Annotated in this window: 9 protein-coding genes; 1 reads left to right on the forward strand and 8 read right to left on the reverse strand. The window is 47.0% G+C overall.

What is annotated here, in order from left to right; translation table 11 throughout:
* Nucleotides 1–92: 92 nt before the first annotated feature.
* The 5 genes from HUU10_00840 to secA form a co-directional block, all read right to left on the reverse strand.
* The gene (locus HUU10_00840; GenBank protein NUQ80130.1) at nt 93–638 is read right to left on the reverse strand and encodes an SLBB domain-containing protein; all 546 of its coding nucleotides are present in this window, start codon (nt 636–638) and stop codon (nt 93–95) included.
* Nucleotides 602–1,432, reverse strand: a complete 831-nt coding sequence (locus HUU10_00845) for a hypothetical protein (GenBank protein ID NUQ80131.1) — start codon at nt 1,430–1,432, stop codon at nt 602–604. Before HUU10_00845 ends, HUU10_00840 begins: the two co-directional genes overlap by 37 nt.
* Nucleotides 1,429–2,496, reverse strand: coding sequence for a UPF0164 family protein (locus HUU10_00850; protein ID NUQ80132.1), 1,068 nt, complete (start codon nt 2,494–2,496; stop codon nt 1,429–1,431). The genes HUU10_00845 and HUU10_00850 overlap by 4 nt, the downstream gene beginning before the upstream one ends.
* Entirely contained in the window at nt 2,493–7,610 is a 5,118-nt protein-coding gene (locus tag HUU10_00855; protein ID NUQ80133.1) for a hypothetical protein, read from the reverse strand. Before HUU10_00855 ends, HUU10_00850 begins: the two co-directional genes overlap by 4 nt.
* A gap of 78 nt (nt 7,611–7,688) precedes the next feature.
* On the reverse strand, nt 7,689–10,778 hold the full coding sequence (gene secA / locus HUU10_00860) for a preprotein translocase subunit SecA (GenBank protein NUQ80134.1): 3,090 nt from the start codon (nt 10,776–10,778) through the stop codon (nt 7,689–7,691).
* Nucleotides 10,779–10,914: 136 nt separating this feature from the next.
* Between secA and HUU10_00865 the strand changes: the two genes are divergently transcribed.
* Nucleotides 10,915–11,871 carry a PorV/PorQ family protein gene (locus tag HUU10_00865; protein NUQ80135.1) on the forward strand — a complete coding sequence of 319 codons (957 nt, stop codon included), beginning with the start codon at nt 10,915–10,917 and terminating at the stop codon, nt 11,869–11,871.
* Here the strand turns inward: HUU10_00865 and HUU10_00870 are convergent.
* From HUU10_00870 to HUU10_00880, 3 genes are all read right to left on the reverse strand, one after another.
* The gene (locus tag HUU10_00870; protein NUQ80136.1) at nt 11,861–12,451 is read right to left on the reverse strand and encodes a 5-formyltetrahydrofolate cyclo-ligase; all 591 of its coding nucleotides are present in this window, start codon (nt 12,449–12,451) and stop codon (nt 11,861–11,863) included. The genes HUU10_00865 and HUU10_00870 overlap by 11 nt on opposite strands.
* A 65-nt stretch (nt 12,452–12,516) precedes the next feature.
* Nucleotides 12,517–13,074, reverse strand: coding sequence for a ribosome recycling factor (gene frr / locus HUU10_00875; GenBank protein ID NUQ80137.1), 558 nt, complete (start codon nt 13,072–13,074; stop codon nt 12,517–12,519).
* 17 nt (nt 13,075–13,091) lie between these two features.
* Nucleotides 13,092–13,796, reverse strand: coding sequence for a UMP kinase (locus HUU10_00880; GenBank protein ID NUQ80138.1), 705 nt, complete (start codon nt 13,794–13,796; stop codon nt 13,092–13,094).
* Nucleotides 13,797–13,824 lie beyond the last annotated feature (28 nt).

Genomic DNA, 13,824 nt, shown 5'->3' on the forward strand with positions numbered 1-13,824 from the left:
AATACTGTTAAACTTTGCAAAGTTAATACAAATTAAACATAAATATAGGTTTTTTATCCCGATCAACCAAAAATCGTTGTTTTTATCACAGATTACTCTTTACTGATACGATCAATAAGGTAGATGGTATTCAGGATAAGGGCCATATCACGCACAATCCCCAGAAAATCCTTGAAAACCATATAGATGCTTCCTGAGATCACGATAACATCACCGGGCTGAAGAATCGGGATGTCTTCGCGTCGACCGGTTTCGATGAAGGTTTCAAGGTCAACGATCAGGATTCTCTGTTCCCCTTCTGCCTCAGGTGTGTTTCTGACCACCCGAAGGATTCTGATTTCATTCAACCGTGCCGATTCCTGGGGACCGCCGGCAAGAGAGATCAGGGAAACCAGATCGGTTGTATGCGGCACTCTGTACAGGCCGGGTTTTCCGATGTGTCCCCAAAGTCCAACTTCAATGTTAATGCCCTCTCCGCTCGAGAAAACAAAGGCTGCAGCGTTGGAATAATTGGAATTGTCCGCCTGAGGAGGTGCTGGAGGATTGAAGGGGTCCGTTTGACCCAAAACAAGAAGTGGAACCGCCAGACTGACGATTGCCGTTATTGCGCGGAGGCGGATGTTCTGAAGGAAGCCCATGGAGTAATTGATCCTTTTGGAATAATCGAAAGGTTATTTGCCAGAGAGTAAAACTGATACTCAGTTCCGCTAAAATACGTTTGAGTAAGCATAACACTCCACTCATAAGCCTCATCTGGCTTAAGTGGTGTCGTTTGCCAGGTATAAATGGTCTTTTCATCCTCACGCCCAAATGGGATACTCTGTGTGGGAACACCATATCCGCTCGGAGGGGTGGTCAGCTGAGCCCAAACCAGCTCTTTGTTTGTTTGTCGTCTGACAAAGATCAGAAACTGCCCTTCATTACTATTCCAGGTCAGAAGAGGATGGAGGGTATCGGTGACAACCCCATTCACCGGAGATGATAAGATCGGTTTGGTAAGTATCTGATAGGCCACGGGTTTTGAAGGTGCCGATTCCTTGTCACCATTCAGGGCTGTCATCCGATAGTAATAGGTCACTCCGGTTTCCACATCGATGGTATCACGGTACTCATTTTTTTGGGTAGCCGTCAAACGGGGAAACGTAATCAGAGAACGGAAGGAAACGGGATCGCCTTCAAAAACAGTGTTGGTTCTGTAAACCCGTAATTGTGTGATTTCAGCATTATCAATGGGTTGCCAGCGGATCGTCACACCAATGCCAAACCGGTCCGGGCCAGTTCCTTTTTCGGCTGAAAAACCGGTCTGCGGATGGTAACGGATGAGTGAATCTGGCTGGATCATCACAGGTGCATCTGGTGGCAGTATTTCTACCGTTTCGGGTTCACAGCCCATCAGGACCAGGAAAGGCAGGAAGTATAATACTGATTTCATTTCAGCCACGGTTCAAGATTGAAGGACAGACCAACCTGGTGAGGATTTCCCAGATCATGTTTCTGAAAGGAGTATTGAACAGAAAGTGACTTAAACAGAAAAAGCCCAACACCCAAGGTTGGTTCTTCCCTTCTGTAACCTGCTCTCACCTGCAGGAGCTGATCATAGGTATACTCTACCCCAACCGAGGTAAAGGTCTCATAATCAGTCTCTTCCTGATAAGCAATCTGAACGGTCGATTTCATCCATTCTAAAGGTTGAAGGTAGGCGACAGACCATGCCCAGGATCTGGGAATCGATGTTTCTATCTGATCCTCCCAGGAAAGAATGGTGTTCGAAATATCTTTCGAGACTAAACCAAAACTGAAAGTACCGAAATAGTTTCGGGCCACATAGTCATTCAGGTTGGTAATGACCATGATCCCTGCATCAATTCCGATCCCGCTGGCTGACTGACCTATCTTTTTTTCAACATCCGAATCGGAGGATGAAAATGATTGTCTGATATATTTCAGGTTGATTCCAATGGGAATGCGGTATGGAACTTTGAAATAATTCCATCCGAAATCAATCACGGTCCCGATCTCTTTCGAAAAATTCACAATGAACGCATCCTGAGCATTTCCAAAAACCGGGGCATCCAGTGCATAACGGGCGGCATTCCCCTTCCGTTCACTTTTATTGTAACCCAATTCGGCAAGGAACTGAATATCATCGACTCCCAACCGGATCCAGTTAAAAGAAAAGGCTCCAAGCGCTCCAAGATGCTGATGGTAACCAAGGAATGTGTACACACTGGCCGGATCGGTTACGGTTCCAAACTGATTTCCGATCTGACTGGAGATGATATTCCCTGGTACCAGCGAGGAGCCAGCAGGATTATAGAAGAAACCAGAGGCATCGTTGGCAATGGCGGTAAATGCCGACCCCATGCCTGCTGCCCGTACACCAGGTGGGATCTTCAGAAAGTCTCCTCCATAACGGGATGCTGTTTTTTGAGCAAAACCTGTATCGAAGGAACATAAAATACCAAGTATTAGGGCCGGTAAGAGTACTTTTTTCATTTCACATTTGCCCTGACCGATTTAAAAATCTTTTCCACGGTTTTGTTGTTAAACTTAAAGCTGACTTTAACAAAATAGACTCCGTAGGCCACAGGATATCCATTCCGGTCGGTTCCATCCCAGTAGATTTCACCATAGTCCGTGTTGATCGATTCTCCTTGTTCCAGGCTGACTCCGAGTCCTTCACCGTCGATGAATGAATTATTTGTCTGATCACGCGAATCATAACTGTTAATCAGGCGACCGGAAACCGTGTAGACCTTTAACTGAATGTATTTCGCTTCCGCAAAAAGTTTAAAGGCGAAAATCTGGTGTCGTTTAAATGGATTCGGGAAACCACCGTAAAATTCCACCTCTTCCCTGGCGGTGACTACAAACTGTGTTTCTGCCGACTCAATGACGTTTCCTGACGCATCTTCAAAGCGATAAGATAAGGAATTGGGTCCCAGTGTAAGATTTTTCGACATGGAAATTAAAAACTGGTTTCCATTGGAAAGTGAATCCGGAATTTCAAGCTCAGATTCCGGAATGACCTCGCCATTCAATTTTACCTGAATACTCTCCTTTTTCCGGTTTACCCCGTTTTCATCCTGTATGACAAACGTAAAGGTGGATTGAGGTTGCACCAGCAGGTTTTCTTCGAAACCAGTACCATTGGCACTGATCTGTACATTGGGAGGAACCAGGTCCTCTGTCCGGAAAAGTTTATAGAGACCAAATTCCTGAATGGCAGCCGACAGCCTTTTGGTCTGAGGCTGGTAAGTTGAAGTAATTTTCAACCAGTTCCCCGATTTCACATCAAAGTGAAACCAGGAAAGTCCGTCCAATGAAATTCCATCTGGAAGAGGCAGCGACAATGTACCGGTTCCGGAAAATACGGGTTCATTCAGAGAATAGGGGGTGATCCGCAAGGCTTTTAAACCCCAGGTAACAGACTCCACCGGCTTTAACAGGGGCTGACTGGTAACCGGTAAGGACGTAACTGTTTCGAGGTAAAGGGACTGGTCCGCCTGAAATACATTGTTCAGATCTGCAGTCAGATCTTCAAAGGTCACCTGATTGGATTTTCCTGGTCCAAACTGATACAAGGAAAACAGAATCGGCACGGGTCGGGAGAGGTTATTTGTATAGGATTGTTCCCTTGCCCCATTAGAGGTATCGGCAAAAACCTGTACGGACAACTCATATGGTCTGCCAGGCTCCATCACAGAGTCTGCAGGCAATGGTATAAACACCATTTTGGATGAATTCCTTTCTAAAAATTCCCGGGTCTCACCCAGGAAAAGTGGGATTCCTGAAAATTCGGGAGGACGCTTATCAATTACCCCGCCGCCAAAAAACCGGACTCTTACATTCTGAAGATCCACACCAGAATTATTATATATTTCGGCTCCAAGAACCGGTCCGTTCCGGTAATACAATCCGATGGTGGGGTTCGTGTAGTTTTCCTCTTCACCACCCGGTGAAACAGGGGCAGCAGAGACATCAGGCAATGCCGAAAGAGACAAGACTCCCGAAAAAGTGTATGTCTGATCATTCTGGTCTGTAACCGTTACCGAATACTGGTAGTTGAAATTACTGTTCGAATATTTCCCTGGAATCAGGTCTCGGGTGATCCATTGGTCGTTTCGAACCGAATCCAGCATCACAGTGCCATAATAAAGCAACCCGCCTGATTGTCCGGTGGTACGGGACAATCCGCCTATCAAACCATTGTCGGATAGCTGATCATAAATCTGTAGCAAAACAGATCCGGATTTGATTTTTTCAGAGGCTTCAAAAGTAAACCGTATTTTAAAGGGCTCCCCGTTAACTATCTGTTCAGGATCGGTTTTAGATTCCGAAAAAATGACCTTTGTGTAAGAAAAACGAAGTGAACCAACGGCATCTGCGGCTGAACCTGAACCATAAAATTTGAGGAAACCCTGTTTCCCCTTCAGTCCATCCGGTACCTTCAGTTTGGTTTGGATCGATCCCTGCGGCAATGAAAAACTGGGTATGGATGAATAGGAAAGGTCCTGATTGTTTCCATCAGCAAATTTATAAAAAACGGTCCCGGTCTGATTTTCAGGAAAGGCAAGGTTTACACGGACCGAATCATTCGAAGAAACGAGCTGATTCTGATTGTCAACGACCAGTTGGTCATCAGGTCTTTGTAACCGGATGGAGGGATCACCAAAAAAGGAATACTGATAAATCTGTGAAGTTGGAATCCGGCGGGGAAAATTCAGGTAATCTGAGTAATGAATGCGATAGTAAAACCGGCCTAGATCAACAATTTCGGCAAGTGAAAGGTTTTTATACTGATCATCAAACAGAAACTGATAAATGGAGCGGCCGAGATACACATTGTTTTTCTTCCAGGCTACCCCGGAGGAAGCAAAAACACCAATGGCGCCTCTGTTCTCGGCAAGTATCAATTTTTCTGAGAGACTGTAATACTCAATTGGGCCGGCAAATTCACCGGTGTAACAGGTAAAACTCGTCACAAAGGGCAAGCGGGATGTCGGGGTTAATTTGTCAACATCGGGAATTTCAAACAGACCGGCATCAGCCCAGACACCGCCTCCGCCATGTCCCATAAAGTTCATGGCAACCATTCCGGCATTAAATTGATTAATCAGGTGGCTTTTTCCACCAACATAGGGGTCGCCGGGAAAGAAGGATTTGACATGAAAGTTGGTATTAAACCGGTTGTTTTCGGTTACCTTTTTAACCTCAAGATTGTCATCACCAAATGAATCCTCAAATCCGGAAATAAACAAAGACTGGTTCTTCCATCCGTTAAAGTCAGCATTGGATTGGTAAGCCTCTATCTTATCCAGATATCGGTTAATTTCCTCTGAGGTTCTGGCCGGATACCGGCCGATTGCCATGTCTGGAATGACATCGTTGCCTGAAACCATTGCATACCAGGTATCGGAAGAAGTACCACCAAAAACAGTAGTCTGAACCAACATGGATGGGATCTTATCATCCTCAGAATCATAGTACTGTGCGGCATCTCCAATTAGGAGAACATAAAGTGGTTTTCGTTTCCAGTTATGGTAGGCATAACGCAGAAATTCCCTGATGGCATGCGGGCTCTTATAACCATACCCGAATTCATCATACACATCCTGTACAGTGGTCACCATTACCTGTCTGGTTCTGCCTGCCAGTCTCGGATCATTAACCGCCCGTTGACTAAGATCGTTTTCCCTGTTTTTTGCATATCGATTAATCGAAGACAGCTGATTTCCTGCGCTGAGCGGTGTCCAGAAATCAGTCGAAGTAATGATTATCATCGACTCGTCCCTGTCAGCATCTTTCAGTGCAGGACGATCAGTATCAGCAAGGACAGAGGCCTCAACCGCCTGGATGGTTTTAGGGGTTATTTTATATTCTTCGGTCAGTGCTATATAATTCGTTGCATCCGGTGAAATGATAAAGTCCTGGAAAATGATCCGGTATAACCGGGTTCCGGTTTTATCACCAGGAGGAATGTAGGACTCGGTGACAAAATTCTGTAACTGGCCAACGCCTTTTTTATACAACTGAATTTTGGGAGTGGTGAAATTATCAACCATGAATTGAAACAGACCTGGTTGACGGCCAGATGGCAAATGAAAGGGTAAATAGTTCTTTGTGGCAACATAATTCCGGTCATATTCTATGCGGATCCAATTCACAGCATAGGTCCGGGCCACATTTCGTGTTGGGTTAAAGGGATCAAAATTCTGAATCTGAACAGAGGCACCCTGTCCATTCATGTATGTTGCAAATTCAATGGGAGAAACCTGGTAGGTCGCAATGTTCAGCGTCTGACCACTCCATCGTTCTTTACCTGCAATCCGTTCGGTCAGGGCCATTCCATCCTGTGAATCACCAATATCCACCTTCACAAAATGCTCCCGGTCCACGGGAAGTTCCTTGGTGAAAGTCAGGCCATGCATTGCAATGGAGATTTTTACCGGGGTCTGACTTAATCCGTCAATTCCATAAACCGGAGCCCTGAAGGATTTTTTCTGGTTCAGTCCGACCCGCTCCCAGAAAAAGTGATCTCTGATGAAGGATTCTTCACCAACATCAACTTCACCCAAACCGTGATATTGCTTGTTTTCTTCGAGATGAAGAGTGGTTCTGAAGGATTCCCCGATCAGGTTTCTTTCGTCACTCAGGCTCATTGTCTCTCTGATTTCGCCGGAAACGATTCCAAGCCGGTTCCCTGTTGCAGCCGGTTCGGTTGTCAGGAAGTAAACAGATCCCTGAAAGTAAGGATCGTAATACAGATCCTGATATTTGTTTTTCAGCTTGACAAGATTAGGTTCAATGAAAAATTCAATCCGGTCGCCCGGTGACCAGATACCATTGCCATCATCCTTCAGAAGAATCGGCACTTCATTGCCTTTTGAATACACACGCAGGGAGCCTACAGGTTTCCCCCTGAATTCAGATTGTTCCCCTCTGCTTTCCAGATCCTCATACGTAATCAGTCCGATCCCTTCTCCGTCGAAGGTCAGGCGCAGGGTTGGATTGGCATGTTTATCAAATCCGGTGGTCCTGTTCAGTCGTGCGGGGTTATTTTTCCTTCCCTTTTCTGATAGCTGACCCAACAGATCAACTGGTTTGGCAGGTGCAAGTGAATTGTCAGAGGTGGTTGCAGAGATCGATTGAAGGTAAATCCACCCGTCAGGCCCGGCAACCCAGGGAAAAATCCTGATCAGGTAACCGGTTCCCCCCACCAAATCGGTGAATGTTTCGGTCCGGATCACCGGTTGACCCGGGGTTTGAGGACGGTCTTCAGTAAACGAAACCGGTTCGGCCCCCATCAGCGCCATATCACCGGTTCCTGTTTTATAGGGACTGATGGTCAGAGAATCCGTTGTAAACTGATAAGTCCATTGACCCGGATCTGATTGAACCAAAAAGGAAATGGCCGGCAGGCCGGTCACCGCATCAATGGTTGTATAAACCGGAAATTCAGAATCGATGGATCCTGATTCAACATCGGCCTTTATAACCTTCCAGATCAGATTGAGCTTACCGGATGAGTAATCAAACCGGACTTCGGATCCACCGGAGGCAATGTGGGTCTGAAGTGAGAAAAGGGTCAGAAAAAAGAGAAAATTCATTCAGGTAAAACTACGGAAACCGTCACTAAGATTTTAGGCAAAAATATTGGAACCTGAGACGGTTTTTTGTGCGCGTCATCATCGGCCATGGCATACTTTGTACTTTTTACCGGATCCGCACGGGCACGGTTCATTTCTTCCCACTTCCCGTTCAACTTTTACAGGTGCCTGAACGGGTCTTGGCGGAGGACCCGAAGGACGCTGACCCATCTGACCGGCAGGACCCGGAACATCCTGAGGAACCGGCGCTGATGACCTCTGCGGAGTTATATCCTCATGTTTGGCCACCATCTGACGGCGCAACCGTTGCTGGTTTGCACGTTCCTGAGACATATCGAGCAATTGCTGAGTCGGGTAGGCCTTGAATATCAGCTGAACAGTCTGTTCAGATATCAGATCCATTAACTGGGTAAACAGGTTATATGCTTCTGCTTTGTATTCAACCAGGGGGTCACGCTGGCCATACGCTCTTAAGCCAATCCCTTCTTTCAGATCATCCATTTCGCGTAGGTGTTCTCTCCAGCGCTCATCAATAACCTGCAGGACCACTGCACGCTCGAGCATTTTCATCACTTCTGTGGTGAGAAGGGTTTCCTTTTCATCATAGAATGTATCGATGGCTTTCCATACCTTTTCGCGTATGGATTCCTCACCACCTGACACCAGTTCGTCCGGTGAAAACTGAATATTGATCAGCAGATTCCGCATCAGATCAACACTGAGTTCTTCCAGATCTCCTTCTGCACAATGAACGCTGACCATTTTGGCGGAATAGGTACGCGCCATTTCAAGAATGTCACCCTTTAACCGCTGGCCTTCCAGCGCTTCACGGCGGCGTGAATAAATAATTTCACGCTGCTGATTCATGACATCATCATATTCCAGCAACCGTTTCCGGATCGAAAAGTTGTTCTCTTCAACCCTTTTCTGTGCCCTTTCAATGGATTTTGATACCATTGAATGCTGAATGACTTCCCCTTCCTCAATCCCCATTCTGTCCATAATTGCGGCAATCCGGTCAGAACCGAATAGGCGCATCAGGTCATCTTCAAGTGAAATGTAGAACTGGGAAGCACCAGGATCTCCCTGACGACCCGAACGTCCCCGGAGCTGGCGGTCAATCCGCCTGGATTCATGGCGCTCTGTTCCGATGATCATCAGACCACCCAGATCGCGAACCCCGTCACCCAGCTTAATATCAGTACCACGTCCTGCCATGTTGGTGGCAATGGTGACCGCACCTTTCTGTCCGGCCAGGGATACAATTTCTGCCTCGCGGGCATGTTGTTTGGCGTTCAATACGTTATGGGGAATATTTCCACGCTTAAGCGCCCGGCTAAGCATTTCGGATGCTTCAACAGATGTGGTTCCCACCAGGACAGGTCTCCCCTGTTCACGACAGGCCTGAATGTCATTGAGAATGGCATTCAGTTTTTCGCGCCGGGTTTTATAAATCAAATCCTCACGGTCATCCCTGACGATATCACGGTTGGTTGGGATTACCACCACATCCAGTTTATAGATATCATAAAATTCACCGGCTTCAGTTTCGGCAGTCCCGGTCATCCCGGCCATCTTATTATACAGACGGAAATAGTTCTGAATGGTGATGGTCGCAAATGTCTGTGTGTCCCGTTCAACGGTCACACCTTCTTTTGCTTCGATGGCCTGATGCAATCCATCAGAATAACGGCGACCGGGAAGAATACGACCCGTAAACTCGTCTACGATCAGGATTTTCCCTTCCTGAATCACATATTCAACATCAGCCTCATAAAGTGTATAAGCTTTCAGCAGCTGGCTGACCGTATGGATACGATCGGACCGGTCTGCATACCGCCGCTTCATATCCTCTTTCATGTTCAGTTTATCTTCAGCGGTCAGGGCATGGTTGTTTTCGATGGCTGCCATCTCGGAACCGATATCCGGCAGCAGAAACAGATCGGCGTCTCCGGTCTGTTTGGCCAGAAATTCACGTCCTTTTTCCGTCAGATTAATCGCGTGGTTTTTTTCCTCGATGGAGAAATACAGCTCATCATCAACCACGTGCATGTGACGGGCATTTTCACGCAGGTATTCGTTTTCAGTGTCCTGAAGAAGCTTCTTATTCCCGGTTTCAGAAAGCATTTTCAGCAGGCGCGGATTTTTGGGCATGCCCCTGTGAACACGTAGCATGGCCAGTCCCGCCTCTGAGGTGTTTCCGGCTTCGAGCGCTTTTTCTGCATCTGACAGAAATCGTGCGGCCAATTGGGATTGAGCCTTGTAAAGCAGTTCGACCCGAGGTTTGTATTCATCATATTTCTGATCGGACTGGGCAACCGGACCAGAAATGATCAGCGGTGTCCGGGCTTCATCGATCAGCACCGAGTCAACCTCATCGATGATCACATAATTGAAACCGCGGTGAACAATATCAGAGGCATCAATGGCCATGTTATCGCGCAGATAGTCAAAACCAAACTCATTATTGGTTCCGTAGGTAATGTCTTTGGAATATTCCCGTTTGCGCTGCTCGGGATTCATGTTATTAAGAATACAACCTACCGTGAGACCATGGAATTCGAACACAGGACCCATCCACTGACTGTCCCGCTGGGCCAGGTAATCGTTCACGGTTACGAGGTGTACCCCTTTTCCCGGTAAGGCATTCAGGTAAACAGGCAAGGTGCTGACAAGGGTTTTTCCCTCACCAGTCGCCATCTCGGCAATTTTTCCCTCATGAATGACGACCCCACCAATGAGCTGAACATCATACGGAACCATATCCCAGCGCATTTTATTGCCGTTGACCGTGTACTCCAACCCAACCAGCCGTTTACAGGTTTCCTTCACAACGGCAAAAGCTTCGGGCAGCAACCGTTTCAATTCAACTTCAATGGTCTCATGAATGTCCTTTTTCAACTGATCCATTTCATCGAGCACATCGAGTCGCTGATCGTCGGCAAGGTCTTCTTTTAACTGTAACTGAAGGGAGGTCAGACGTGTTTCCATTTCCTGAACAGCATCCTGTATCTGCTGTCTGAACTGGCGTGTTTTATCCTTCAGTTCTTCATCGGTGAGAGAGCCGAGTTTTTCCCACTCAGCATTGATCGCAGCCACCATAGGCAACAGCCGCTGCAAATCCTTTTCTTTTTTACTTCCAAACAGACGGGTCAGAAATTTAAGCATGGGGGCACTTTTCCTGTAAATAGCTGATAAAGATAACTTTCGGGAGAAATTGATTCAATTTTACAGACGATTCAGCACTGGCCAGGGGGTGGTTTTTGACTTGTTTCACCACTTATTCAAGGGTAACTTTACTTTTATGAACCAGATAAAGACAACATTACTCCTGCTTCTGATTGTTCCCCTCTGCAGTTATGGGCAGACAACCTGGCGCTTTTTAAATCTCCCCGCAACTCCATTGCAGGCCGCAGCCAGCGGACATGCCTCGGTTTTGTCGGGTGAGGAAGATGCTTTTCTTTCGAATCCGGCCTTTGCCCCAACATTGCGATCCGGAACACTGACCACCAGTTACACCCGTTACGTTGCTGATATTGACATGGGTGCACTCACCTATTCGGCAGAGCTTCCCTTCGCCGGAATGGTCGGATTCTCTGTTCACTACATCAACTATGGCTCCATGCCTGAGACCGATGAATCGGGAAATAAAACCGGTACGTTTTCTGCTTCTGATCTGGTGGCAGGTGTAACAGGCGGGTATTCAATCGCAGACACATTATCCATCGGGGTATCGGTCAAATTCGTCAGCAGTTACATCGGAGTTTATAACAGTTCCGGTATGGTGACCGATGCGGGAATTTATCACCAATGGAACCAGTTGGGTTTATTTACCGGTTTGATCTTACGGAATGCAGGATACCAATTTGATGGCTACAGCAAGCGGGAAAAGCTTCCCACAACCCTGAACCTTCAGGTTGGCAAATCGCTGAAATACCTTCCGGTCACACTGGGTCTTGAACTGAATGACATTGGCCAGGTTGAAGAGGATGACTTTAAAATCATCAACCTGTTAATTGTATCTGGGAAAATTTCGTTGTCACCGACCCTGACTGTTTATGCTTCCTCGCATCTTGGACGGAGAGAGGAATTAAAAACCAGTGGCGGATTCGATTTATCCGGCATTAATTTCGGTGCCTCATTGGCCGCCAAGGCATTCAGTATGCAGTACAGTTATGCCAATCTGGGGCTCTTTGAGGGTGTTCACAGGTTCGGTGTTTCCTTCAATCTGGAATCCATTACCGGACAGGTCAGAGACTGAGTTTTTTCCGCCCGGTTTCCATCACCTTTTCATCGGTGATCAGAACATCGACAGGTACATCCCATGGGTCGGCAGGGACAGAACTGATGACCTGAAATTGAAAAGCCAGACCTGCTTTAAGTGACTGTTTCCCCGACTGACTCAGAAAACCGTCATAGTACCCTTTTCCATACCCGATCCGGTAGCCCGAATCATCCCAAACCACTCCCGGAACCAGAATTACAGAAAATGCCGGCAAATCCGATTGCACCAGTTCCTGTTTTGGCTGAATGAGACCCCATGGGTGGGAATCATCCAGGTCGGTCAGGTCGCCAACGGGAGCCATTGCCATTCTTCTGCTTCTGGTGACCACCGGACACCACACCGGCCTCTTCTTTCGGAGCAAAGCAATGAGAACAGGCAGTGTGTTTACTTCGTTTTTGGAGGGCATTCCAATAAACATACAAACCGGTCCCTGATCTTTTTCAAGAATGGGCATCAGCCGGTTAGTGATTTTCTCCGAGCGGGTCAGAACGTCGGCCGGAGACATGGCCTGCCGTCTTTCCAGAAACTGTTGTCTGAGAATGGATTTGGTTTGCATAAAAAAAAAAAACCGGACTCAGGTCCGGTTTGCTTGAAATTCCTGCAGTCCGTGGACCGGCCTGATCAGACTTCGAAAATTTCCTTTTCTTTATGAGCCACGTGTCCATCAATTTCCTTGATGAACCGATCGGTCACCTTCTGGACTTCTTCTTCAGCATCCCGCAGATCATCTTCAGAAATGGACTTGTCTTTCTCCAGTTTCTTCAACTTCTCATTCGAATCCCGTCGAATGTTGCGGACTGCAATTTTTGCTTCCTCGCCATACTTTTTAACCAGCTTTGCCAGTTCCTTCCGACGTTCTTCATTCAGGGGAGGAATCGGTAATCTGATCAGAATACCATCATTGGATGGATTCAAACCAAGATTGGCTTCCCGGATGGCCTTTTCGATGGTACCAAGCATGCCTTTATCCCAAGGCTGAAGGGTGATCATGCGGGCATCGGGCACATTCACCGTGGCAACCTGATTGATCGGCATGTGAGTGCCGTAATACTCAATTTTGACATTGTCCAGCAGAGAGGCATTTGCGCGTCCGGTCCGGACTGAATTAAACTCATGCAGAAGGGCTTCTATGCTTTTGTGCATCCGCTCTTCTGTTTCCTTTATCACCGCTTTGTACATACTGTTAACCTGTAATGTTAGTGAACCAAGGAGCCAATGGGATCGCCCTTCAGTACACGGGCCAGATTCCCGGGCTCATTCATGTTGAAAACCACAATGGGTAATTTATTATCCTGACAGAGCGTAATGGCAGTCAGGTCCATTACCCGCAGGTTTTTCTGAATAACATCAATGTACGAAATCGTCGGGAATTTTACTGCATTTGAATTTTTCTCGGGATCGGAATCATAAATTCCATCCACCCTTGTCCCCTTGAAGATGGCATCTGCTTCAATCTCGATTGCCCTGAGCACGGCAGCCGTATCGGTGGTGAAATAGGGATTGCCGGTTCCGGCACCAAAAATCACGATTCTTCCCTTTTCCAGGTGGCGTACTGCCCGGCGGCGGATAAACGGTTCAGCAATCTGTTCCATTTTAATAGCCGTCATCAGGCGGGTATAAGCCCCTTTCCTTTCCAGCGCATCCTGCAAGGCCATGGAATTAATCACGGTCGCCAGCATCCCCATGTAATCACCCTGGACACGATCCATACCGCCGGCAGCAGCAGAAACACCTCTGAAGATATTTCCGCCACCGATTACAACTGCAATCTCGATTCCCAGATCCCGTATTGATTTCACTTCACCGGCGAACTGATCGAGCATGGCAGGATCGATTCCATAAGATTGGGAACCCATGAGACTTTCGCCACTGAGTTTCAGAAGAATTCGTTTGTATTTCATAATCTGTAAAAGTAGAAGGTAAAAAAAA

This window comes from Bacteroidota bacterium (assembly GCA_013360915.1).
Lineage (GTDB): Bacteria > Bacteroidota > JABWAT01 > JABWAT01 > JABWAT01 > JABWAT01.

Excerpts from the sequence above, each read along its gene's own strand:
- HUU10_00880 (NUQ80138.1), bottom strand. The coding sequence starts at position 13,796 with ATGAAATACAAACGAATTCTTCTGAAACTCAGTGGCGAAAGTCTCATG.
- HUU10_00865 (NUQ80135.1), top strand. The coding sequence starts at position 10,915 with ATGAACCAGATAAAGACAACATTACTCCTGCTTCTGATTGTTCCCCTC.
- HUU10_00840 (NUQ80130.1), bottom strand. The coding sequence starts at position 638 with ATGGGCTTCCTTCAGAACATCCGCCTCCGCGCAATAACGGCAATCGTC.
- frr (NUQ80137.1), bottom strand. The coding sequence starts at position 13,074 with ATGTACAAAGCGGTGATAAAGGAAACAGAAGAGCGGATGCACAAAAGC.
- HUU10_00870 (NUQ80136.1), bottom strand. The coding sequence starts at position 12,451 with ATGCAAACCAAATCCATTCTCAGACAACAGTTTCTGGAAAGACGGCAG.
- HUU10_00850 (NUQ80132.1), bottom strand. The coding sequence starts at position 2,496 with ATGAAAAAAGTACTCTTACCGGCCCTAATACTTGGTATTTTATGTTCC.
- HUU10_00845 (NUQ80131.1), bottom strand. The coding sequence starts at position 1,432 with ATGAAATCAGTATTATACTTCCTGCCTTTCCTGGTCCTGATGGGCTGT.
- secA (NUQ80134.1), bottom strand. The coding sequence starts at position 10,778 with ATGCTTAAATTTCTGACCCGTCTGTTTGGAAGTAAAAAAGAAAAGGAT.
- HUU10_00855 (NUQ80133.1), bottom strand. The coding sequence starts at position 7,610 with ATGAATTTTCTCTTTTTTCTGACCCTTTTCTCACTTCAGACCCACATT.